Origin of the sequence: Novosphingobium aureum, assembly GCF_015865035.1 — a bacterium.
Taxonomy (GTDB): domain Bacteria; phylum Pseudomonadota; class Alphaproteobacteria; order Sphingomonadales; family Sphingomonadaceae; genus Novosphingobium; species Novosphingobium aureum.
The window spans coordinates 455776-479958 of sequence record NZ_JADZGI010000002.1; the positions used below are offsets into that span (position 1 = coordinate 455776).

At 64.8% G+C, this 24183-nt stretch carries 21 protein-coding genes; 10 read left to right on the top strand and 11 right to left on the bottom strand.

What is annotated here, in order from left to right:
- Nucleotides 1-56 precede the first annotated feature (56 nt).
- From otsA to I5E68_RS15355, 9 genes are all read left to right on the top strand, one after another.
- Nucleotides 57-1481 (top strand): alpha,alpha-trehalose-phosphate synthase (UDP-forming), encoded by a 1425-nt coding sequence (otsA, locus tag I5E68_RS15315; RefSeq protein WP_197165522.1) that lies wholly within the window; start codon nt 57-59, stop codon nt 1479-1481.
- A 241-nt stretch (nt 1482-1722) separates the two neighbouring features.
- Complete coding sequence (locus I5E68_RS15320) at nt 1723-2004, top strand: hypothetical protein (RefSeq protein ID WP_197165523.1); 282 nt, start codon at nt 1723-1725, stop codon at nt 2002-2004.
- 577 nt (nt 2005-2581) lie between these two features.
- Nucleotides 2582-3484 carry a glucose-1-phosphate thymidylyltransferase RfbA gene (gene rfbA, locus I5E68_RS15325; RefSeq protein WP_228727223.1) on the top strand — a complete coding sequence of 301 codons (903 nt, stop codon included), beginning with the start codon at nt 2582-2584 and terminating at the stop codon, nt 3482-3484.
- On the top strand, nt 3481-4026 hold the full coding sequence (rfbC, locus tag I5E68_RS15330) for a dTDP-4-dehydrorhamnose 3,5-epimerase (protein ID WP_197165526.1): 546 nt from the start codon (nt 3481-3483) through the stop codon (nt 4024-4026). Before rfbA ends, rfbC begins: the two co-directional genes overlap by 4 nt.
- Nucleotides 4023-4880, top strand: coding sequence for a dTDP-4-dehydrorhamnose reductase (gene rfbD / locus I5E68_RS15335; protein WP_197165528.1), 858 nt, complete (start codon nt 4023-4025; stop codon nt 4878-4880). The genes rfbC and rfbD overlap by 4 nt, the downstream gene beginning before the upstream one ends.
- Entirely contained in the window at nt 4873-5943 is a 1071-nt protein-coding gene (rfbB, locus tag I5E68_RS15340) for a dTDP-glucose 4,6-dehydratase (protein ID WP_197165530.1), read from the top strand. The genes rfbD and rfbB overlap by 8 nt, the downstream gene beginning before the upstream one ends.
- A gap of 81 nt (nt 5944-6024) precedes the next feature.
- Nucleotides 6025-7140, top strand: a complete 1116-nt coding sequence (locus I5E68_RS15345; RefSeq protein WP_323982187.1) for a DUF1972 domain-containing protein — start codon at nt 6025-6027, stop codon at nt 7138-7140.
- Nucleotides 7141-7260: 120 nt separating this feature from the next.
- Nucleotides 7261-7710: a hypothetical protein gene (locus I5E68_RS15350; RefSeq protein ID WP_197165532.1), complete on the top strand. Its 450-nt coding sequence runs from the start codon at nt 7261-7263 to the stop codon at nt 7708-7710.
- 135 nt (nt 7711-7845) lie between these two features.
- The gene (locus I5E68_RS15355) at nt 7846-9606 is read left to right on the top strand and encodes a hypothetical protein (RefSeq protein ID WP_197165533.1); all 1761 of its coding nucleotides are present in this window, start codon (nt 7846-7848) and stop codon (nt 9604-9606) included.
- Nucleotides 9607-9642: 36 nt separating this feature from the next.
- Here I5E68_RS15355 and I5E68_RS15360 read toward each other — a convergent pair whose 3' ends face one another.
- The 11 genes from I5E68_RS15360 to I5E68_RS15410 all read right to left on the bottom strand — a co-directional run bounded on the left by I5E68_RS15360 (nt 9643) and on the right by I5E68_RS15410 (nt 23136).
- Nucleotides 9643-10887: an O-antigen ligase family protein gene (locus I5E68_RS15360; protein ID WP_197165534.1), complete on the bottom strand. Its 1245-nt coding sequence runs from the start codon at nt 10885-10887 to the stop codon at nt 9643-9645.
- Nucleotides 10888-10952: 65 nt separating this feature from the next.
- Nucleotides 10953-11963 carry a glycosyltransferase family 2 protein gene (locus I5E68_RS15365; protein ID WP_197165535.1) on the bottom strand — a complete coding sequence of 337 codons (1011 nt, stop codon included), beginning with the start codon at nt 11961-11963 and terminating at the stop codon, nt 10953-10955.
- Between the two features lie 10 nt (nt 11964-11973).
- Nucleotides 11974-13194 (bottom strand): glycosyltransferase family 4 protein, encoded by a 1221-nt coding sequence (locus I5E68_RS15370; RefSeq protein WP_197165536.1) that lies wholly within the window; start codon nt 13192-13194, stop codon nt 11974-11976.
- A gap of 54 nt (nt 13195-13248) precedes the next feature.
- Nucleotides 13249-14031 carry a hypothetical protein gene (locus I5E68_RS15375; protein ID WP_197165537.1) on the bottom strand — a complete coding sequence of 261 codons (783 nt, stop codon included), beginning with the start codon at nt 14029-14031 and terminating at the stop codon, nt 13249-13251.
- A 58-nt stretch (nt 14032-14089) separates the two neighbouring features.
- A complete protein-coding gene (locus I5E68_RS15380) occupies nt 14090-14869 on the bottom strand; it encodes a glycosyltransferase (RefSeq protein ID WP_197165538.1) in 780 nt (259 codons plus the stop codon).
- Complete coding sequence (locus I5E68_RS15385) at nt 14853-16319, bottom strand: oligosaccharide flippase family protein (RefSeq protein WP_197165540.1); 1467 nt, start codon at nt 16317-16319, stop codon at nt 14853-14855. Before I5E68_RS15385 ends, I5E68_RS15380 begins: the two co-directional genes overlap by 17 nt.
- 42 nt (nt 16320-16361) lie before the next feature.
- Nucleotides 16362-17525 carry a polysaccharide pyruvyl transferase family protein gene (locus tag I5E68_RS15390; protein WP_197165542.1) on the bottom strand — a complete coding sequence of 388 codons (1164 nt, stop codon included), beginning with the start codon at nt 17523-17525 and terminating at the stop codon, nt 16362-16364.
- 220 nt (nt 17526-17745) lie between these two features.
- Complete coding sequence (locus I5E68_RS15395) at nt 17746-18975, bottom strand: hypothetical protein (protein ID WP_197165544.1); 1230 nt, start codon at nt 18973-18975, stop codon at nt 17746-17748.
- Nucleotides 18959-21073, bottom strand: a complete 2115-nt coding sequence (locus I5E68_RS15400) for a GumC family protein (protein ID WP_197165546.1) — start codon at nt 21071-21073, stop codon at nt 18959-18961. Before I5E68_RS15400 ends, I5E68_RS15395 begins: the two co-directional genes overlap by 17 nt.
- Before the next feature lie 200 nt (nt 21074-21273).
- Nucleotides 21274-22617, bottom strand: a complete 1344-nt coding sequence (locus I5E68_RS15405) for an O-antigen ligase family protein (RefSeq protein WP_197165548.1) — start codon at nt 22615-22617, stop codon at nt 21274-21276.
- 258 nt (nt 22618-22875) lie between these two features.
- Complete coding sequence (locus I5E68_RS15410; protein ID WP_197165550.1) at nt 22876-23136, bottom strand: hypothetical protein; 261 nt, start codon at nt 23134-23136, stop codon at nt 22876-22878.
- Between the two features lie 273 nt (nt 23137-23409).
- Here I5E68_RS15410 and I5E68_RS15415 point away from each other — a divergent pair, with 273 nt between their 5' ends.
- Entirely contained in the window at nt 23410-24150 is a 741-nt protein-coding gene (locus I5E68_RS15415) for a M48 family metallopeptidase (RefSeq protein WP_197165552.1), read from the top strand.
- Nucleotides 24151-24183: the final 33 nt, after the last annotated feature.

Below are 24183 nucleotides of genomic sequence, written 5' to 3' on the forward strand. Positions count from 1 at the left end.
GCAAGCCCGCAAGTGGGCCTATGCGAGACAGCCGAAGACGCAACAGGGGAAATGAGATGAGCCGCTTGATCGTGATATCCAACCGGGTTTCGGTACCCAAGGCCGCCGGCGCCGCCGGAGCCCAGGGGGGACTCGCGGTCGCGCTCAACTCTGCCCTGCGCGAGCATCGCGGCATCTGGTTCGGCTGGTCGGGGCAGGAGGTCGAGGAGTTCACCGGCCACCTCGACATGCAGCGCAATCAGGGCGTGACGACGGCAACGATCGACCTCGAACCGCAGGACATCGAGGAATACTACAATGGCTACGCCAACCGGACCTTGTGGCCCTTGTTCCACTACCGCATTGACCTGACCGAGTACGACCGCAACTTCGGCGAAGGCTACGAACGCGTTAACGCGCGCTTCGCCGATTCCGTCCGCCCACTGATCGAACCCGACGATCTGGTCTGGGTCCACGACTACCACCTGCTTCCGCTTGGCTCGCTGCTGCGCGCCAAGGGTGTCAAGAACCGCATGGGTCTGTTCCTGCACACGCCCTGGCCGCCAACGCGCCTCCTGGTCTCGCTGCCGTTTCACGAGCGACTGGTGGAATCAATGCTGGCCTACAACGTCATCGGCTTTCAGACCGAGGAATGGCTCAACAGCTTCCTGCACTACCTCGAGAAGGAAATGGGCCTGCCCATCGGCGAGGACGGCCATGTCGAGTACCAGGGCCGCAAGATCCTGTGCAAGGCGTTCCCTATCGGCATCGACTTCAAGGAATTCACCGAGGGCGCGAACAGCGACGAGGCCAAGGAAGCGCACGACAAGCTCAAGGCGAGCGTGCGTGGACGCAAGATGCTGATCGGCGTCGACCGGCTCGACTATTCCAAGGGGCTGGGCGAACGCTTCGAAAGCTTCGGGCGTTTCCTTGCCGACAATCCCGAGCAGGCATCGCAAGTCGTGCTGCTGCAGATCGCTCCGCCTTCGCGCGGCGACGTGGCCAGCTACCAGCAGATCCGCGAGGACCTCGAACGCAAGACGGGCCATATCAACGGCGCCTATGCCGATGTCGCCTTCGTGCCGATCCGCTACGTCAACCGTGGCTATCCGCGCCGCCAGCTCGCCGGTTTCTACCGTGCCGCCGAGGTCGGGCTGGTCACGCCCCTTCGTGACGGGATGAACCTCGTCGCCAAGGAATATATCGCCGCGCAGGACCCCGAGGATCCGGGCGTGCTGATCCTGTCGCAGTTCGCGGGCTCCGCGCTCCAGCTCAAGGACGCGCTACAGGTCAACCCGCATTCGATCGAGCACGTCAGCGAGACGATCAAGCTGGCGCTCGCGATGCCGCTAGAGGAACGCCGCCGCCGCCACGAGGCACTGTATGATTCGGTGCGCGATACCGATGTCGTCTACTGGCGCGAGGAATTCGTGCGCGCGCTGTTCGGCGAAGAGGCGACCCCCGACACGCGCGAGAGCCTGCAAATCGACCAGACGGCCTGACCCCGCGACCCTTTGCCCTCGTGGCCGCGCTGGCGCGCCGATCGCTCCGGCCTACTGCGTAGCCACGACGGGTCACATGCTCACCAATCTGTCATACCCCTGCTCTAGAATGGCGTCACATCGCAGGCGCGCCCCCGCCGAACGCGGCACGGGAACCGCTTGCGATCGACTACGTTGCCCCACGAGCCCTCGGGCTTATCCGTGCAATTCGAAGGGAGCGGCCTCGGCCGTCAATGACGCCATGCAGAAAGTTCTCTACGGCGACTGTACTGGAGGCCCGGCCTCGACCAGCGTACGTATTTGCGAACTCGACGGCGAAAGCTGCAGTTTCGAGGCCGATGCCGCACCCAGTGCCTCGCGCGATATGCTGAACGGTCCGCTGACCCTTTGGATCGGCGCCGTTGGCCCGTTCCATGCAACCGCGACCCATACCGGCGCGACACCCGCTGGCGCGAGCCGCTACCTCGCACGCTTCGTAGAACCGCTCGATACGGCGATCGTACGCCATTTCAGCAGCATCTGAAGCGGGTCCTCGCGCCCGCGCCAAGCCTTGGTTATTTCTGACTAATTGGCCGTCCGACGCAGCGCGAAGCGGCACTGGTCACGCACAGGGAACGGACTGGCGCAAGATCGTGCCATGACCTAGCCTTGCCATGCCAAGCGCAGGGTCCGCAGTGAAGCGCTGCAAATGCTGCAGACACAGAACCGGCGGCACGCAAAAGAATGAGATCAGCAGGGGAAATTTGCAGCGAAGCACGAAGTGCCCGCCCGGCAGCGGTGCCTTGTTCGAGCGCGTACGCAAGCTTTGCATGACATCATCGCAGGACCAGAATGGAACAGTGTCGCAACACTTGGGCACCATCTGCATTGTAGACAAAAAGCCCGCCATGCCTATTGCATTGCAGCATGAATTTCCCGATGAGGCTAAGGGTGAGCACTGAGTTTTTAGTGACAGAGCGGGGGCTTCAGAGCATCGATCCCGACGGCCCGAGACGGGCCCGATCCACATGGACCCGACGGGTCGAACCGCGGGAACGCCATCGTGCGTTCCATCAATACCATCAGGCAACAATCGTCGAATTCACAAAAAGGGGTTCCAGTTGAGAAAAGGTATCATTCTCGCCGGAGGGTCCGGAACGCGCCTCTATCCGCTCACGCGCGGCGTATCCAAGCAGCTGATGCCGGTCTACGACAAGCCGATGATCTACTATCCGCTGTCGGTCCTCATGCTTGCCGGCATCCGCGATATCCTGATCATCACGACGCCGCACGACCAGGCTGCCTTCCAGGCTGTCCTGGGTGACGGCTCGGACTTCGGCGTTTCGCTGCAATATGCGATCCAGCCTGAACCGGCCGGCCTCGCCCAAGCCTACCACATCGGCGCGGACTTCGTCGGCAACGATCCCTCCGCCCTGATCCTGGGCGACAACATCTTCTACGGTCACGGCTTGCCCGAACTGCTCGACAGCGCTGACGCACGCCAGTCCGGCGCCACGGTGTTCGGCTACTACGTCAACGATCCCAAGGCATACGGCGTGGTCTCGTTCGACGCCGACGGCAAGGCCGAGACGATCGAGGAAAAGCCGGAGAAGCCCAAGTCCAACTTCGCGGTGACCGGCCTCTACTTCTACGACGGCGACGTGGTCGAGATGGCTGCCGGGCTCAAGCCCAGCCCGCGCGGCGAACTCGAGATCACCGATCTCAACCGCATCTACCTCGAACGCGGCGACCTTTCGGTCGAGATCATGGGCCGCGGCTATGCCTGGCTCGACACCGGCACGCACGGCAACCTGCTCGATGCGGGCAACTACGTGCGCATCATCGAGGACCGCCAGGGCCTGAAGATCGCCTGCCCCGAGGAAATCGCCTGGCGCAAGGGCTATATCGACAGCGCCCGCCTCGAGGAAATCGCCGCTCCGCTTGTCAAGAGCGGCTATGGCGCTTACCTGCTCAACCTTCTCGAAACCGGCGAGCGCAGCCTTGCCGCGGGGGTGAACGCGTGAATGTAATACCTACCGAGATCGAGGGGCTCGTGATCATCGAGCCCAAGGTCTTTGGCGATGAACGCGGCTTTTTCATGGAAAGCTGGAACAAGCGAACCTTTGCCGAGCACGGGCTCGACATCACGTTCGACCAGGACAATCACAGCCGCTCGGCGCGCGGTGTTCTGCGCGGCCTGCACTACCAGCAGCCCAACGGTCAGGGCAAGCTGGTGCGCGTGGTCTCGGGCCGGGCCTGGGACGTGGCGGTCGATCTGCGTGCCGGCTCTCCGACTTACGGCAAGTGGGCCGGTGTCGAGCTGACGGGCGAAAACAAGCGCATGTTCTGGGTCCCGCCCGGCTTCGCCCACGGCTTCGTCAGCCTCGAGGACGGCACCGACTTCCTCTACAAGTGCTCGGGATTCTACGATCCCGCCAACGAGCATTCGCTGATGTGGAACGATCCCGAAGTCGGCATCGAGTGGCCGCTCGAGGGTATCGAGCCGCAGCTCTCGGCCAAGGACAAGGTCGGCAAGGCGCTGCGCGACGTGGAACCGATCGCATGAAGGCACTGATCGTCGGTGCCAATGGCCAGCTCGGACGCGGCCTGTCGGCCTGCGCTCCGCGCGATGCCGAGGTCACCAGCCACGACATCACCACGCTCGACATCACCGATGCCGGGGCCGTGCTCGATGCAGCCCGCAACGCCGCGCCCGACGTGATCTTCAATGCTGCGGCCTATACCGCAGTCGACAAGGCCGAGAGCGAGGAAGCGGCAGCGCTGGCGGTCAACGCCACCGCCGTCGGCCACCTCGCCAAGGCAGCGAGCGAAACCGGCGCGAAACTGGTCCACGTCTCGACCGACTTCGTGTTCGACGGTCTGTCGGGCGTGCCTTACGCCCCGGATGCGCCGACTGCGCCTCTGGGCGCCTACGGGCGCACCAAGCTGGCCGGAGAACAGGCCGCCGGCGCCGATGCGCTGATCGTGCGTACTGCCTGGGTCTATGCCCCGGCAGGCGGCAACTTCGTGCGCACCATGCTGCGCCTCATGAGCGAGCGGCCCGAGGTTCGCGTCGTCGCCGATCAGATCGGCAGCCCGACCTATGCCCCGGGCCTCGCCAGCGCGCTATGGACCATGGCGAAAAACGGCGCATCGGGCCTGCATCATTATACCGATGCCGGCGCCTGCAGCTGGTATGACTTCGCTGTCGCCATCCAGGAAGAGGCGCTCGCGGCCGGCCTGCTCGACAAGGCCGTTCCTGTACTTCCGATCAATACATCCGACTTCCCCACACCTGCGAAGCGTCCGCACTTCTCGGTCCTCGACAAGACTTCGACGTTCGAGCTACTGGGCGGCCCCACGCCGCACTGGCGCACCAACCTTCGCACGATGATCGCAGAGATTAAAACCAATGGCTAATCTGATTGTAACCGGCGGCGCGGGCTTCATCGGCGCGAACTTCGTCCACTACTGGAACAAGGTCCAGCCGCAGGACAAGATCATCGTCCTCGACCTGCTGACCTATGCCGGCAACAAGCACAACCTCGACGGGCTTGACGACGTCCAGCTCGTCGAAGGCGATATCTGCGACACCGATCTGGTCTCGAAGATCATCGACGAGAATGCGATCGACACGATCGTGCACTTTGCCGCCGAAAGCCACGTCGACCGCTCGATCACCGGGCCCGACGCCTTCGTCACCACCAACGTGATCGGCACGCACAGCCTGCTCAAGGCCGCAAAGAAGGCCTGGCTCGATCAGGGCACCGGCAAGCCGCACCGTTTCCACCACGTCTCGACCGACGAGGTCTACGGTTCGCTCGGCCCCAACGACCCGGCCTTCAGCGAGACCACGGCCTATGCGCCCAACTCGCCCTATTCGGCCTCGAAGGCAGGCAGCGACCACCTCGTTCGCGCCTATCATCACACCTTCGGCCTCGAGACCACGACCAGCAACTGCTCGAACAACTACGGGCCGTTCCAGTTTCCCGAGAAGCTGATCCCGCTGTTCACGCTCAATGCGCTCAACGGCAAGCCGCTGCCGATCTACGGCGACGGCATGAACGTGCGCGACTGGCTCCACGTCGAGGATCACTGCCGCGGCATCGCCGCCTGCCTCGACAAGGGCCGCCCCGGCGAGACCTACAACATCGGTGGCGGGCAGGAACTGCCCAACCTCACCGTGATCGAGGAAATCTGCCGCGCGGTCGACAATGCCTTCGCCGCCGATCCGAGCCTTGCCGAGCGTTTTCCCAACGCCCCGGCCGCCCAGGGCCGCAAGAGCGAGGAGCTCAAGACCTTCGTCACCGACCGCAAGGGCCACGACCGTCGCTACGCGATCGACGAGACCAAGGCGCGCGACGAACTGGGCTATGCCCCGGCCCGCGACTTCCCGCAGGGCTTTGCCGAAACGCTCGACTGGTTCCTCGCACGCGAGGACTGGTGGCAGCCGCTGCTGGAACGCGCGGCAATTACACGCTAAGCGACAAAGGCGGCCGACGTTGAGGGAGCATCGGCCGCCGCGTCATATCCAACACGAACCAAGAAGTCAGACCGTCAGACCGTGGAACTGCCAGAAAAGCATCTCATAATCCTCGGTATCAGGGGTGTACCGGCTGCTCATGGCGGGTTCGAAAGTTTTGCGGAACGTCTGGCTCCGTGGATGGCGCAGAGCGGCTGGAAGGTTACCGTCTACTGCCAGGGCAGCGAGACGGGCGAGCGCTACGAGGACACCTGGGAAGGGTGCCGCAGGATCCACGTCCCGGTTCGCGGTGACGGTGCGGCCTCGACCGTCGAATTCGACATCAAGTCCACGCTCGACGCCGTCAAGCACAAGGCGGTCCTGCTGACACTGGGATACAACACCGGTTTCCTCGCGGCCTACGTGCGCCTGCGCGGCAAGCTCAACCTGATCAACATGGACGGGATCGAGTGGCGGCGCGCCAAGTATCCCTGGCCGCTCAAGCTCTATCTGCTGATCAACGAGCGTTTTGCTGCCGCCTCGGGCAATCGCCTGATCGCCGACCATCCCGAGATCGCACGCCACCATGCCGGGCATGCCGATCCCGAGAAGATTACGATGATCCCTTATGGCAGCGACCGGGTCGATTGCGCCGAAGAGGCCCGGCTCGCCCCCTTCGGTCTCGAGCGCGATCGCTTCTTCACCGTGATTGCCCGCCCCGAACCCGAGAACTCGATGCTCGAGATCGTGCGTGCCTTCTCACGCAAGAAGCGCGATGCCAAGCTCGTCGTGCTCGGGAACTACAACCAGGACCATCCCTACCAGGCAAAGGTTCTCAACGCGGCCAGCGAGGAAGTGCTGTTCCCCGGCGCGATCTACGACAAGTCGACACTGAGCGCGCTGCGCCTCTATGGCCGGGCCTATGTCCATGGCCATCAGGTCGGCGGGACCAACCCTTCGCTGGTCGAGGCGCTGGGCGCAGGCAACGCGGTCATTGCCCACGACAATCCGTTCAATCGCTGGGTCGCCGGAGAAGCGGGGCTCTATTTCCCCGACGAGAACGGCTGCGAGGCACAGATCGAGGCCCTGCTCGCCTCGGATTCAATGCTCTCGGCAATGCGCGCTGCAGCCACGCAGCGTTGGTCCGAAGAGTTTACCTGGCCCAAGATTCTCGGCCAGTATCGCGAATTGCTCGAGCGCAGCCTGCAGGCTGGCTGATCCCGGAGGTCGCCTACCCCCGCCGCGGGGCTGGCCGCGACCGGTTAACGAGAAGCAATTTTCCTACACGCAATGCCGTGCGTATCTGGATTCGGGTCTCTTTCCAGCAAGGAAAACCCGATGCCCGATACCTTGATCAAGCTGCCCGGTGGCTACGCCGTGGCCACCGCGATCGGCTATGCCGACAATCAGGACGGCAGTTTTGCCATCGTCGCTGCCGACCGCCCGCTGCCGGTGGTCGTTCAGGACGGCACGCTGCCAACCGCGCCTTCGCCCCCTGCCCCGCTCTCGGGCGCAAGCGCGACTTCGGAACTGGTCGGCCCGTTTTCGCCGGCCGCCGGGCGCGCGGTGATGCTGCTGCTCGAAGGCACCTGGCAAGGTGAGATCACCCTGCTTCGCTCAACCGACGGCGGGGCCACGACCCATGGCCTGACGCTCGGTGGCGAACCCTGGGGCACCTTTACCGGCAACGTGTGCGAGCCGGTCTGGGAAGAGAGTGAAGCCGGGGCACAGCTCTACCTCCAGATCGAGCTCACCAGCGGCACGCTCGACTACCGTCTGGCCCAGTAGCGCCCTACCGAACCTACTAAGGGCAATAGCCGCCTCGCCTCCCCTTTCATGCCCGGGCCCTTGGCCCGCCAGCGGGCAGACCCGCGCGTGCCACTCGCGCGCACTCGTCGCTGCCTTGCCAACACAGGAGCCAGCATGGCCATCGACTTCATTGCCCGCGCCCTTGGCGTACAACACGCGCGTCGTCTCGCCTCGAGCAAGGAAGGCGACGGCGCCGCGCTCGTCGGCACGGCAGCGGGAATGCCACTGCAGTCCATCCTCGACCGACGGGTCGGCGTGCCTGTTGCCGGGGTCGGCCCCGGCGAGGATGCCGCAGACGCGATCGAGGCGGCCCATGCACGCGCGCTTGTGAGCGGAAGCGAAGTCCTGCTTCCGCCCTACACGGTCACCCTGTCGCGCCCGGTACGGGTCAATCGCCTGCGCGGGGTTCCCGGTCGCAGTGCGATCGACACCTCGAACTGTGCCATGGGGGTCTTCCCGCTCTCGCAGTTCTGCATTGTCAACGAGCACTGGTCGATGTCCTACGACCCGGCCAGCGCCGACACCTGCTCCTATCGCGGTTTCGAGATCGTGACCACGCCGGGCACGCGCCAGTCGCTTCTGGGTCTGGCCAATGTCCGCCATGCCCGGCTGGACCAGCTCGTGTTCACCGCAAACCGCAACCTCGATAACGAAGGCAAGCCGGTCGCGGTCGATGCGCTGCTCGACTTCTACGCAGCGGTCCACGGGGCAAGCGTACGGCGCTGCCAGTTCCGCCAGTGGACCGGTGCCTACGGGGCCACCCGCGTCGCTCCCGGCGGCGGTGGCTGCATCTGGATCCGCAACCACTCGGGCGATGGCACCGATCCGCTCAACATCACGCAGAACGTGAGCGTGCGCGACTGCGATTTCGAGCACTACACCAGCGACGAATGCGTCGCGATCTACGGCGTTCGCGGCCCGACCCGCAAGTGTCGCCTCGATGCCAATCGCATCACCGGCCTGGAAGCTGCTGACATCGGCATCGACCCCGCGCAGAGCGTCTACCGCCCTACCCTGCTCGCGATCTTCCCGCTCGACGATGGCTCGGGCACGAATCTGGGCGATACCGCAGCAGTCTACGAGAACACGATCGCCGACAACGAGATTATCGACAAATCGACGCTCTACAACACGATCCGTATCGGCAACTCGGCGGATGCCGCACGCCGCTGCGAGAACAACCGCAGCCAGCGCAACAAGATCGCCTTCAAGTACTGGTCCGATGCCACCAATGGCCACTACGCCACCTGGCTGGCTGCCGGAGGGACGAGCAGCAATCCGGCTATCTCGTGCATTCCGATCCGTTGCATCGAGGGATCCTTCGGCGCGGCCTATTCAGGGTCGGTCTCGGGCAATGTCTCGCTGGACGACGAACTCGTCAGCGCATCGGGTTCGAGTACCATCTTCTGCGGCTTCATGGGCTGGCAGCTGATCCGCGGTGCGCGCGTGCGCGGCGCGGTATCGAACGGCGCGATCTCGTGCACGACAATCGAGGGCGGCCAGTGGGAAGTCTCGCTGCGCGTCTTCAGCAACTGCAATCAGGTCATAGCCCCCTGGGTGCGCATCAACGTCCCGGGTTCGGCAGTGAACGCAGTGCTGCACGTAGACAGCGCTGCGGGCGGAACGTACACGATCACCGGTGCGCGCGTGGAGAACGGCTCGCTGGTCTACGTCGGCAGCGCCGCCGGTGCCTCGACCATCGTCAACGTGCAGGGCTGCAGCGGCACGTTGAGCCCTTACGACGCCCTGACCGGCAACCGCACCGGCGCAGTCATCCGTGCCAGCGGCAATCACCTCAGTGGCCCCAGCGCGGCCAGCGCGGGAACCAGCACCTTCAAGCTTTCCGGCAATACCTGGGGAGCGACGGAGGACTAGACCAGCCAGCAGGCGAGGCGCACCTCATGCGCGCGTCTACCCTGCCTGATCCGCACCTGGACGCAGTTCGTGCAAGACCTCGAGATCGGCCGGGCTGCGCACCTGCTCGACCACGCGAGCTTGCGGCACGCCCTTGCGGCCGAAGAGGCCGGCCGCACCGAACAGCAGCGCCACCGAGGTGAAGTTGTCGATGATGTTCTCGGACAGCGAATAGACAGCGTAGACCGTAAACAGCGAACGCAAATAGGAATTGGGCAGGCGCTTGAGCGCGATGAAGATCAGGCTCAGGAAACAGATGAAGTTGACGAGCCCGAACTCGGCCAGGATGCGCAGATAGTCGTTATGCGGCACCAGCCGCTGCAAGGTGATCACCTTGGATTGTCCGGGCCCGAAGCCGAACAGGATCTGCGCGAAGCCACCGCTGGTGTATTCCTGCCAGATCTCCATCCAGTGCTTGATACGGAAATAGCCCGAGATGTCGGTCGTCCCGGCCATCCGCACGATCTCGGCATAGGACATGCGGCTGATGCGCTCGGGTCCGACGTAGTAAAGGTCCGAGGCGAAAGGCCCGACCACGGTGAACACGCGATCGAGCAGTCCGAGCATGACCGCAACCGCGGCAACGATGCTGCCGGCGACAAGCAGTGCGATCGAGGTGCGGTTGATCTTGAGGTTCCACGCTGTGAATGCCGCCGCGCTGGCGAGAATCGCGCCGATCTTGCCGAAGACGATCGCGATCGCGAGCTGCATCGGCAGGACGATGCGTCCGAACAGGGGATAGAGGTAGAACAGCACTGCGGTGAAATAGAGCACCGCCGCGTTGTAGGTCTGGAAATAGGAAAACGATGTGCCGCCCAGCGCACCACCGCCCCACACCCTGCTGCCCACCGGCCACAGGATCAGTGGCAACAGCACCAGCGCGGCAGCCGAATAGCGCGAACAGCGGGCCAACTGCTTCGATGTCAGCGCAGCGAAATAGAACGCGAAGAGCGAGACGTACTTGAGCAGGTCGACCGGGTCGACATGCCCGCGGTTGAGCGTCAGCGTTCCAACCAGCCCCACCCCGAGAAGGCCCAGCAACCAGCCATAGCGCGTGAGCACTGGCACGCTGCCCACGACGATGAACCCCAGGGCGATCACGACGACACCCGAGAACGCATTGCCGGCAAGGCCGATCACTTCCGCACCCGTGGCGTGGTAGACCAGCATCAACAGCGAGTTGAGGATGACGATCCAGTCGAGCCGCCAGTTCAGCCCGCGGGAATTTGCTGTCTTGTGCATCGCGTCCTCAGTGCAGGATTAGCGCAAGGCCCGCAACTGCGAAGGCTGCCCCGAATCCACCTGTTTCAACGGCCCGACTTGCGCGCGGCGCGGGCCAGCGTCCAGAGCACCCCGTAGTAATCCACAGCGCGCTCGCCGGTCAGAGCCTCCCCCAGACAGGCCTGCATCCCCTGCCGATCACCTGCCAGGACCGCACGGATCGTCTCGCGATCGCCCGCATCGGGAATGGTATCTCCAAAGCGATCGCGCAGCGCGGCCATGTTGCGGCGGATCGAGGCGGCCTGCTTGCGCCACAGACTCGCACGTGCGGCAAGCTGGCGTGGCATTACCGTCACCGTGGCGATCGCACGCTGCAGGGGCGTGCGCCCCGCCGATCCGAGCCCGATGTTGTTCGCCCCGTGCTGGCGATACTTTATCAGCGGTCGGTCGACGAACTCTATCGCGCCGAACAGCGCCGCGATCTGGATCAGCCAGTGATCGTGGATATCGAGCGCGGGGTACGGCAGCGCCTTTTCGAGCAGGGCACGGTTCATCAGCATCGCGCAGCCGGGCACATGGTTGTTGAGCACATAGTCGCGAAAGCGCCGCGCCGAGCCGGTCTTGCGCGTCGCGCCGAAAAGCGAGGGCGAGATGGTGCCAAGGTCGCGGTCGACGACCTCGAGATCGCAGAACGCCAGCACCGGCACACCAGGACCGAGCCGTGCTTCGGCTTGCCTGACGCGTTCGAGCAGCAAGGCGACCTTCTCGTGGTCCCACACGTCATCCTGATCGCACAGCGCCACGTAGGGGGCGCTCGTCGCCTTGAGCGCGTTCTCGAAGTTGCGCAGGATATTGCCGCGTGGCTCTCCTCCGGCGAGGACGATCGGCAGGCCCGCGCGCTGGCGCTCCAGACATGCCAGCGTTGCATCGCGCGAACCGTCGTCCGACGCCACCACCCTCAGGCCCGGCGCGCTCTGCGCTTCAAGCGAGGCGAGCAGCTCCTCGAGATAGGGCATGCCATTGTAGGTCGCGAGGGCGATATCGACGTTCGCGCCAGCCTGCCCTTCGCCCGGTTCGTGGATCGCGGTAGCTGTCATTTTCGCCCCCTCAGGCCATGCAGTCGCTGTAGAGCGCCTGCATCCGCTCGACGTAGCGCTCGCGCGAGAATTCGCGCCGTACATGCTGCGACCCCACTTGGCCGAGCGCCGAGAGGTCGCTTGCAGACATGGTCTGGAACCGCGCCAGTTCGCCGGCCAGAGCAGCGACATCGCCCGAAGGGAAGCTCGTCCCTGCCCCGCTTTCGTTGAGCAGCTCGGGAATGCCGCCGATGTCCGCCCCGATCACCGGGCGCGCAAGCTGCATGGCCTCGAGCGCCGACATGGGGGCGTTCTCGTACCACTCCGAAGGCAGGACCACGGCCCGCGCCTGCCCCACGCAGGTCCACAAGGCATCGCCGTCGAGCCGTCCGAGCAGGCGTACCGGAGCATTCAGCTCGGCGATGAGCACTTCGAGTTCCTCGCGCTGGGGACCGGTGCCGACGAGGTCCACCGGCACGCCCGAGGCCGCGGCAGCCCGCACCAGAGTGGCCAGTCCCTTCTCTTCGGAAAGGCGGCCAAAATAGAGAATATTGCCCTCGTAACCGCCCGTGAAACGGTCGTCCGCGGGCGGTACGAAGTTCGGGATATAGGCGATGCGCTCCGCCTCCCAGCCCCATTCGATCAGCTTGTCTCGATAGAACCGGCTAGGCGCGACAACGCGCGTGAGGTGCTTGCGATAGCTACCCAGCAGGGCGTGGACATAAGCCTCGACGCCGACCACCGCGCTTGCCGCTAGCGAATTCTTGATGCAGCGGTTGGTGACCACGTTCCAGCGCCCGCCCGTCCGGCACCGCTCGCAGATGCCGTCTGCGTTCATCATCTTGTAGGCCGGGCAGGCCAGTTTGAGGTCGTGCGCGGTGAGCACGATCGGCACGCCTGCTTCGGCCAGTACCGGGAACACCGCCGGGGTCAGGTGATGGTAGATGCAGTGCGCGTGAGCGATGTCGGGTTTGCGCTCGGCGATCAATGCGCGCAGCTTGCTTCGGGCTTCGCGGTTGTAGACCGATGCCAGCGCCGAACGTGCCTTGTCGAGCGCGCCCGAGGCGAACTCCCAGTCGACGGTCTCGGTGAAGTGGCGCTCGTCCTTGCACGGCAGGTTGCGCGGGTGCTTCATCGAGAAGAAAGTATTGTTCCAACCTGCGGCCTCGAACATGCCGGCATGCTCGAGGTAGACCACGTCGGAGCCGCCCCTGGGATAGTGATAGCTGTTGAGCGAAAGCAGGTTGGGCATCGGGATTCCAGGTTCTTCTATTTCAGCGGGGCACGCAGGGAGGACAAGCAGTGCCTAGCCCAGACAGCGCGCGAGGTCGGCCTCGGACGAGGTAGTCATGAACGCGGTGCGCCACTGCGAAGTCGCGTAGATGAAACGGCCGATGCCCGCATCGCCATTGGTCTTGTAATTGTCCCACTGGCCGCTCTTGGTCTTCCAGTAATCCCCCCCGGCCGAGAAGACGTAGCGCGTCGCCGAAGGACCCGGATCGAGCACACGGACCTGGTAGGAGACCAGGACACCGCCCACGTCGGCGCCCGCAATGGCCACCCGCCCGGACTTGGGCCAGAAATGGAAGGGGAGCTTGGGGTGTACCTCGACCGCGGTATACTCGGCGCCGGGCGCAACCCTGGCCTGAATGATCGAGTTGCCCTCGAAATTGGGTTTGAACAAGGCGCCCTCGACGGTGTTCGAGGCACTGACCTTGTGCCAGCGGCCGTTCGAGCGGCTCAGGATGTAGGCCTCCATGCGGCGAATGGCGATAGTGGCAGGTGCAGCATCGTCCTGTCCCTCGGCGGCGAAGACCTGCCCCCAGGGCACGAAGGCGCCGAACCCGGCCCCGTCATTGCCCTGGGCTACGCGGCCGCGCTCGCGCCAGTTCATGTAGGGGTTCACATCGGCTGGCAGGCCTTCGCCGCGCTGGGTCATCGCACTGGCGAGTTCCCCGCGCTGGGCCTTCGGGATCGTATCGATCAGCCGCGTACACCGCTTCGCGGCCTGCGCATCGCCCGGCAGGCCGCAACCGGCCAGCATGGTCAGCGCGAGGGCGAGAAAGGAAGGGCCGGGTCGCAAGGTCATGGCACGCTCTTGTCAGCAAAGGGGGAAGATGGGGCGCGGTGCGCTCGGCCGGACAGTCTCAGCTCTCCAGCCCGATCTGCCGCGCGATCACCTGCGCATCGCGGTAGGGAGGCAGTTGCAACGGCCTGATCTTGCGCTCGATCCACAGCATCACGATCAGCTTGATATGGCCGAGCATGGTCTTGGAGATCGTCGAGCACGAGGATTCCACCGGCAATACGTCCCACCACTTGCGGCGCATGAACAGGTAGGCCTCGAGGTAACTGCCCATATAGGTGCGCAAGGGCTGCGAATTGTGGATCACCGGCGCATCGACGATGTAGCTGGTCTTTCCCGCCGCGCGCGCGGTGAGCACGATATCGGTGCCATACATGTGGAAGCCGTCGAAATTGTCGTCGAACGTCACGCCCGAGGCGGTGCGCACGATGATCGTCAGCTCGTCGACCGAAGTTGCCGGCGCAGGTGCGAAACCACCGCGCCCGATCACCTTCTGCTGGCCCGATGACCACACGTTGCCGACCTGCGATCCGTCGCGCGCCTTGCCGGTCAGGCCGATCACCGCCCAGTCGGGATCGGTCGCCTCGATCTGGTCGATGATCGCGTGGAGCCGCTGTTCCCAGCCCTTGGGGAAATAGACGTCCTGATGCACGAAGATGTACACGTCCGCGGTCCCGCCGACGAGTTCCTCGTTGAAGGCACGCGAGGCGGAATCGTAGCCACGCTTCTCGATCAGCGAACCGGGGGCAACGCACTCGGAGCGCAGCAGGCACTGCTCGAGGATGGTATCGTTATTGATGCAGGCCACATAGGCGAGGCTGCGCTCAGGTGATGTCGGCACGCTGATTCCCTCTTGCTGAACTCATGGCATTGTGGACCATCGCGCGACACAGCGGCTCGATGGCATAGAGGATCGCAAGACCGGCCAGCGCCAGGCAGGCAGCGATCGCGATTGAAAACGGACCCGTGACGGGAAGCCTGGTCGCAGCGACATAGGCTACTGCCAGCATCCCCCCGCACAAGGCGAGATAACGTACATGCACGCCCCTGCCATGGGACAGGGCACCTGTCACCAGCCTGAGCGAAACCAGACACGAAACCACTTCGGCCAGCACCATAAGCGCGGTGAACGTGACCAGCCCGCGCCCCGCAGCAACGGCAAGCGCACCGGCGAGGACACCGCTCGCGCGCAGGGTATTGGCCATGAGGATCGCCCGGCTGCGCCCCATGGCGAGCAGTGCGGTGGCGAGATAGGCTCGGTAGAATGCCAGCGATACCGCGATACCGACCTGGCAGGCCACTTGCGGATCGACGTGGTACTGCGCACCGAACAGGAGCCGCGACGCAAAGGTCACGCATACGCTGAGCGGCACGAAGACCGCACATACCAGGGCAAAGGCAACGGCCGCATAGCGGTGCAGCTTGTCGGCAAACAGGGCGCTGTCGCCCTGCGCTCTGGCAAGGATCGGGAAAGCGACACTGCCGATGCCCGCCATCAGCAAGGCATTCACCGAGGTCAGGATCAGGGTGACAGTCGCATAGGCGCCAAGTTCGCGCACGCCCATCAGCGAACCGACCACGATCCGGTCGCCCTGCATGCCCACGAACGAAAGCCAGCCGCTGCCCACCAGGGGTAGACCGAAGGCCAGCACGCGCCGGCTCATCGCACCATCATAGTGTGCGGCGTAGCGCGTATCGGCGAGCAGATGGCTGATGACGGTAAAGACGAAATACTGGGCATTGAGCCCGATCACGATCGCAACGGGGCTTTCCATGAGCCATGCCAGCCCGATCGTCACGACGAAGCCGAAAGCCTGCGAGCCGACCAGACACAGCATCTCGGGCACCATGCGGATGTCGCGTTGGGCAAGCTTGTAGTCGAGGTGTTCGAAACCCTTGAACAGCGGCGCCAGCGCCAGCAACCCGTAGACCGGCCAGTAGTCCGGCGCGCCGAACATGCGCGCGACGAGTGGGCTTATCGCGAGAACCGCAAGCGCGGTCAGGACGCCGCGCAGGATATTGAGGAAGTGGATCGCATCGCGCACCTGCGCGGGATCCTTTTCCGCGTTACGGATCAGATATTTGTCAAAGGCGAGGTCGGCGGCCATCTGGAAGAAGGTGCCGACCGTGATGAAGGTGACGGCGATGCCGAACTGCTCCGGCACGAGCAGCCGCGCGAGCAGGACATTGCGCGCGAAGGAAATCGCCTGACCAAAGCCCTGCCCGAAAATGATCGTCAGCCCGGCAAACATCGGATGCGATCGCAGCCGGGACAGATCAAACCTGCTCATCTTGCCGCTCCCCTGCGGTCAGGACCGCGCCCGCGCCTGGCCTCAGGAAGTCCGCCGGGCAACGACATCGGCCATCAGCGCGCTCATCGCTTCTTCGTAGCGCGCAAGGCGTCCCCTGGCGATGGCGAGCGCCGACTGGCACTTGGGCGCCAGTTCCTCGCGCATCGCCAGCAGGCGCAGGAACTCGGCGAGGGCCTGATCGGTATCGAGCGCCCGGCCGTCGACCAGATGATCATATTCGAGCGTACCGAAAAGGCCGTTGAACTTGCGGCTATAGGCGATCGGCGCGACCGGCACGCCCGAGGAAATCGCTCCGATGCACGCGTGCATGCGCCCACCGCTGAAGAAATCCAGTCCGGCGAGGAAGCTCTTGGCCTCCTCCGAATTGCGGAACCGCGGTGCGACCTTGATCCCGGGGTATGCCGCGGCAACTTCCTCGGTCACCGCGAAGTCGTCCTCGTCGCAGTCGTCGTCGTGGATCACGTGCGGCACCAGCCAGACCTCGTGTCCCGGCATGGCCGAAACCGCCTCGATCATGCGCCGGGTGAGCGCGGGATAGTCGACGGTCAGCTTGAAGCGATCACCGTGGCGGTAAAGCAGGCCGGAGACGTTGATACCCACCCGCACCGGCGCATCGGCGGCGCGCGGCGCAGGCTCGGCGAAGGGTAGCCGGAAAGCGACGTCGATCACTTCCTCGAAGGGGCTGGTGACCTTCATCTCGTGCAGCGTCGCGGTCGAGAGACCGTCGCGCGCGAAGGTGAGCGTGGCGCGGTTGAAGATGCGCCGCGCAATCGCCCGGCTCCAGCGCTTCTCGAAGGGGCCGATCGTCTGCGGCGCGAAGACCAGCGGTCGCCCGGCGCGGATCGCCGCCCACTTGCCGATGTTGTGGATCAGGAACAGCGAGGGCCCGTAGATATCGGCAAAACCATCACCGGCACAGATGTCGACGACAAGGTCGCAGGCACCGATTGCACGGCGGTACGGCCCGGCCTTGCCGGTAGCGAGCTGGCGCAGGCGCAGGAACTCGCCCTGACTGACGTCGGGATCGGTCGGCGCATCGCCGCCCGGCTTTCCGAACAGCACGAATTCGGGCTCCACCCCGGCGCGCTGGGCCGCCGAGCGCAGGATCGCGATATTGGAACGGCTCAGGGCATCGACCCCGAGATTGGGCCTCCCGAACGCGTGGTTGAGAAGGCCGATCCTCATGCGCTGCAATGGTCTGTCCGTATCCTTGAAAGTGAAAGTATGCAGGCAGTATCCAGGCTCTGCCAGTGCGCTGCGAAGCGAGACCTAGACAATGTTGTGCAGTGCATCAATGCACAAACAGGAACAAGGCCAGGCACGCTTCGCGATAGTATTCGTCAGACATTCGTTCGTCGTGCGTCAGGCATCTTTGTAGCGCCGGACAGATCCGCCCGCGCCGCCTTTACTTGATCGCGAAGCGAACGATCCTGCCCCCACCGCGCGGCGCGATCAGCGCCACCTGCTGGGTTGCGCAGTTCTGTTCGGGCAAGCTGAATTCGACCTGTCCTTCGCGTGCCAGATCGACCTGCTGGACCGCGGCGTAGGAGCCGTCGGGCGCGTAGCAGCGCACGTGCAGCACGATCGGCCGCGAGGCCCGCGGATCGTCGCGATCGATGTTCGTCACGACCACGTGGCGGCCCGCCGCGAGCGCAGCGCCGCGTGTGGCGATGGTCTTTCGGATCGGCTCGGAGTTGTCGTAGTTGAGGACCGCCTGACCCGCCGCGCCCCGGGCTGCCGGCTCCACCCAGGTCTCAAGCCCGGCCTGCGCGGGGAAGCGCCAGTCGAACGGCCCGTCGAGCCCGACGACCTCGTGGAAGCCGAAGTCCGCTGCCATGGTCGTCTCGCCCGCCGCGCAAAGCGCCGACCAAATGCCGATGGCCCCATCGGGCTTGCCATAGCGCACCATCTGCATGGTCTTGGGCGAAAGCGAGGAACACCCGACCTTCGCGCCTCCATCGGCCAGCGCACCCGCGAGCGACGCGATGGTTGCGCCGGGCAGGTTGTCACCGGCCCAGAACAGGAAATCGGTCGCCCAGTACTGCTCGTCGCCGCCGATCTGGCTTTCGAAGGCAGCCAGCCCCTCGGGCTGCGATAGCACTGCGCGCGAAAGCCCCGTGGTCGCCTCGCCGCGATCGCCTTCGCGCCACAAGGCGATCAGGCGCTGCGCGGCAACCTCATAGTCGCCGGCCTGCAGTCCGGCAGAGATCATCAGGTGCTGGGTAAAGCGGTCGCGCCAGCCACGCTCGGCCGAAAGCAGCAGCGCCGAGAGCGCCTTGCCCTCGTTTCCAGTAGCAAGGTAGCCGTTGGACAACAGGCCGAGACTTTCCGCCGGAACCGGGCGCTGCGCGACCAGCCGTTCGGAGAGCGCAAGGCCGCGCGCATTGTCTCCGGAGCGATAGGCATCGCGCGCGAGGGTCTCGAGCGCGTACCCGGCGAAAGGCGCAGGCACGCTGCGTGCGACGGACAGGTCCTCACGCGCCTGCCGGTCGAGCTGGACCCCGACGGCGACCACGGCGGCGGCGAGAGCGCAAAGCCCCCAGGCCACGCGCGCCGCAACGCCGGGCCGCACCAGCGCAACCGCCGGTTGTTCAACAGGACCGCGCGAACGGCGGCGCTCAGTCGTCCTTGCCATAGCTGTAATAACTGTAGGAATAGTAGCTGTAGTCCTGGTCGCCGGTCTTGGGGCTGAAGCGGTTGAGCACCACGCCCAGAACCTTGGCGTTGACCAGCGCCAGTCGGCGCAGCGCCGACTTCACCGCGCCGCGATGGAAGCTGGAGCCGTCGATCACGAAGAGAACCGCGTCGGCGTGCTTGGTCAGCAAGGGTGCATCGGCGAGGCCGAGCAGCGGCGGGCAGTCGAGCACGACCACGTCGTACTGCGAGCGCACCGACTGCACGAACTCGGTCAGCCTGTCGCTGCCCAGGATCAGCGCCGGATCGGGCGGCAGCGGCAGGGCGGTGAGGTTGTCGAGGGTCGGGATCGCATCGGAACGCACGATCGCCTGCTCGAGCGCTGCCTCGCCGGTCAGCACGTCGGTCAGGCCGGACTTGCCCCGACCGTTGAGCTCGCGGTGCAGCGTCGGGCGACGCAAGTCGGCGTCGACCAGCAGCACGCGCTTGCCCAGCCGCGCGATCTCGCTGGCAAGGACATAGGACGTCGTGGTCTTGCCCTCGCCCTGGCGTGAGCTGGTCACGGCTAGGACATTGGGCAGGCCGCGGGCCGTCGAGTAGCGCAGGTTGGTGACGAGCGAGCGATAGGCCTCGCTCACGCCCGAACGGCCATCGTCCAGCTCCTGCCCGACATCGGCGCCCTTCACCCGCGGGATCAGGCCCAGGAGGGTAAGGCCAAGCTTGCGCTCGACGTCCTCGGGCGAGCGGACCGCATCGTCGAGGATCTCGCGGGCAGCAATGGCCATTGCCGCGGCAACGATGCCACCGAGGAAGGCGAGCACGAGATTGAGCAGCAGGTTCGGCGAACTGGGTGCACGCGGCACATCGGCGCGATCGACGATGGTCACGTTGTTCGAAGCCGAACCGGCGCTGGCGCTAAGCTGATTGTAGCGGGACAGCAGCGATTCGTAGAGCGCGCGATTGGTGTCCGCGACGCGCTTGAGCACCGAGAACTGAACGCCGCGATCCTGCTCCTCGAGAGCATCCTCGCGCAGATTGTCGACACGCCCGACGAGCGACTGCTCCTTCTTCTGTGCGGCCTGGAAATCGAGGCGCGCCGAGTTCTTCAGAGCGGTTGCGATGCGCTCGATGCGCTTGTCGAGTTCGGCGATCTCGGCACGCTTGGAGCGGACCGTGGGGTAATCGTCGCGGTGCGTCGCGAGCAGCTCTGCAAGTTGCCCCTCGGCCTTCGACTTCTCGGTGGTCAGATCCATGATCGCCGAGTTCGAATTGACCTCGGGGATCGAGAGCGCAGGCTGATTGCGGAAGGTCTCCCAGCGATCCTGCGCGGCGATGCGCTCGGCGGTCGCGCGGGCCGCGGCACTGTTGAGCTGGACCAGCGTATCGTTGGTGACGGAAAGGGTCGATTCCGAGCTTTGCGAGCGCGATTCGTTACCCATGCGGATCAGGCCCGCGACGCGCGCGAACTGATTCAGCTCCTTTTCGGACTGGGTAACGTTGCGGCGTGCCTCGTCGAGCTGGTCGGCAAGGAACTTGCGGGCATAGGCCGAGCTTTCGTACTTGCGCTCGAGATTGTACTCGACGAAGCGGTCGGCAAACAGGTTGGCGATGCGCGCGGTCAGCTGCGGATCGCGGGTCTCGACGGTGATCGTCGCGATACGGCTGTCGCGCGGGAGCTCCACGCTCATCGAACGCATCAGCAGGGCCATGGCGGCCTCACGGCGCACATCGTCGATCTTGGCGCCCTCGGTCTGCTCGGGCATGGCCGAACCCATTGCCTCGAAGAAGGCCGGATCCTTGTCGAACCGGCCGCTCTGCACGACCTTGCGGGCAACCGAGCGGCTCTGCAGGATACCCAGCTGGGTCTGCAGGAAGCGCTCGGTATCCCAGCCCGCCCCGACCTGCTGCAGGTCGCTGCCTTCGATGATCTGATCGGCCTGATCCTCGATCAGGACGCGGGTCTGCGCCTCGTAGCGCGGGGTCATGAGCAGCGTCACCACGACGCCCAGCACCACCGCGACGGCCACGACAACGGCGAACAGCAGAGCATTGCGACGCACGATACCGAGGACGGTCCTCAGGTAATAGGCGAAGTCCACTCGCGCATCCTGGGCCGTACCTGCCCCCTCAAGAGCGTCCAATCCGAGAGTCTCGTTTTTCAAGTTTCGTTCCGCTCACTCATTTTGCCGTCAGGCGGCAATGTCACTCGGACATGGGGCCAAGCCCGGTCGATGCCCTTAGAAGTCAATTCCGGTCAAGCGCACCGGCGCGAACGCTCAAGCGCCACGAGAAGGTTCTGTCATTCCGGTTTAGCCCCCATTTCCAGCCGGGTCTTTGCCCCCTGTGCCGAATTTCCGGACAAGGTGCGCAGCGCCAGCGCCAGCATCAGACCGGCGAAGCATAGTAGCGTCTGGTTGCGCAGGGGATAGTCCAAAATGGATTGCAGCGCGAGGAGCGCAAACGTCCCGACCCACGCCAGAGCCGGTCCACCCATGCGCAAACCCTTGAAACAAACCAGTCCCAGCAAGGCCAGCCAGCCAAGCACGAGGGCAATTCCGACCACACCGGACTCAATTACCGCTTCGAGGTAATCGTTGTGCGCACGACCGGCCCGGCCCGGCGAGAGCGTCTCGAGCGTCTCGCTGGCCTGGAACACCTCGTCGAACGCGCCCACTCCTGCGCCCAGCGGCCAGTAGCGTCCGGCAGCGCCAAGACCATCGGTCCAGATCGCGAGACGCGCGTCCTGCAGGTCGTCGAAGCGCGACAGGCTTGCCCCGACACGTTCGTTGGTGAGCGCAAGCGCACCCAGCCCGCCCAGCACCAGCACCGACGCCCCCAGCGCAGCAATGATACCGCGGCGCGAAATTCCGGCCGAGGCCCAGATGCGCAGCGCCTGCAGCACGAAAAGCGCCGCCGGCACGATCAACAGCGCCATGCTCGAACGCGACTTCGTCAGCACCACGCCGACAAGCAGCAGCCCCCCGAGCACGGCGGCACCGAGGTAGGTGGCAGGCTTGCCGCGCCGCGTCGGCAGCGCGCCGACCAGCGCGCAAAGCGCGATATCGAGGAACAGGCCGGCGGAATTGTGGTTGGCGAACGTACCTTGCAGGTCGCTCGAGCCGTAGACCTGCGCGAAGAAGACCAGCTTGCGATTGCCCAGCGCGAGCTGCTGCGCACCGAGCAGGACGACGAATCCGCCCGCCAACGCGACACCGACGAGCGCCTTGCGCAGATGGCGCTCGGGCAGTTGCCACAAGAGCACGAGCATTGCGAAGGCTGGCATGAGCGCAAAGAAGGCGACGAGCGTGCGACGCACGTTGAGCGAGAACGGCATCCAGGCGCCCTGAGCGTCGACCAGCTCGAGCGAGGAAGAGACCAGTTCGCGCCCCGGCAGCGCCTGCCACAAGGCCGGCGGCAGCGGTACGCTCTGCAACAGCGGGACCAGCAGGCTCGCCGCGATCAATGCGGCAGCAGCACGCGGCGCGGCCGCAAAAAAGGTAAGAACGTGCGGAAGGTTGATCGCCAGCAACGCCAGCGCAACCAGCTGTACCAGCAGGTTCGCGATGCCCGCTTGCGAGCCGCCACCACCTGCAAGCAGCGCGACGATCAGCAGCAGCGCGGCCTGACCCGCGGGCTGGCGCACAAGCTGCAGGCCAGCACCAAGCCTAGAGTTTGGAATAAGTCACCCCGCCCAATGCACAAAACACCACTTTGCCGCACCTGCTCCCGAAGCCGCACGAAGATGCCTTCCCGTCAGGGAAGATCAATCGTGCCGACATCGCGCCGCGCCGGACAGGCCCGGAGCGCAGATGGGCTGCATGCCTTAAACGGGAACCCGAAAAAGAAAAAGGCCCCGCCTCCGTTATCGGGAAGCGGGACCCTGTAAATCGAACCAGGTCGATTATGCGCCGTCGGACTTGTCGTCGTCGACAGCTTCGTAGATGCCGTAGCCGACAGCAGCAGCAGCAACGACGCCGAGCACGATCACGCCGGCTTCAGCCTTCTGCTTGCCCTTGACGGCGGTCGACTGACGCTCACCAACACCCGAGAGGTTGGCGATCTTGCCGGTCGAAGCCGAAGCCGTCGTACCAGCCTGGGCAGCGACGGGAGCAGCAAGTGCACCGGCAGCAGCCAGCGACAGCAGGATATTCTTCACTTTCATTATAGCCTCCTTCTAAGCCACTTAGTTGGACTTGGCTGTTTAACACGGATATCGCAGCGCACAATCAAACGCAAAAGGATTTATGTGCTTTCCCGGATTTCAATTCTCGCCGCGATCGCCCTTTCGCTAGCGCCCCTGACGGCACGCTCAGGAGAAGCCCCTAGCCCTTGGCCGGTTACCATGCGGTTAGCGATGGGCCGACTTTCCGAGATCGGTTATCGCCTTAACCATGCTGCAGCGCCACTTTGCCGCAGCAAAGCCACCGCGACAGGATTGAGCGTTGACTATATCGGCGCCTACGCACCGGGAGATCGCGAGGCGGTGAAACAGCTGCTCGGCATGACCGATCTGCCCCAGGTGGCAGCCGTCGCGCGTGGCAGTCCTGCAACACTCGCGGGTGTCCGCGCAGGCGACACAATCGTTTCCATCAACGCTGTGAGCACAAAGCAACTTATTGAAGAATCAGACGAACCGAGCCTTTTTGCCGATGAACTGGAGCAGCACCTGCGTGTCCTCCCGAGTGATTCGCCGATCGAGCTCGTGCTCGAACGCGAGGGGCACGACATCACCGTCACGATAACGCCCGAAGCGGCCTGCGCGCCGCGTTATATCCTCAAGACCGACAAGGGCATCGCCGCCTTTACCGATGGCGCCAACATTGCCGTCTCCTCCAGACTGATCGACTTCGCCCAGAACGACGACGAGATCGCGCTCGTCGCGGGGCACGAGCTGGCCCATGTGGTTTATGGCGACGATGAAGCCAGCGGGCTTGGCCAGCGCCGGTTCTGGGAGGACCGGGCCGACCTGCTCGGACTGCGTATAGCCCATTGCGCAGGCTACGACGTGGACAAGGGCCTCGCCTACTGGACGCGCCGCGATGCCAAGGACTGGCTGCGCCTGTTTCGAGACCCCACTCATCGCTCGCGCGGGGCGCGCGTGAAGCGCATGCGCGAGGAACTGGCGTCGCTCTCCTGCCCGCCAGCCCTGCCCGACATGACCGGTGACGAAGGCTAGGCCGGGCTGCGATCCCCGGCCTGCGATGGACCG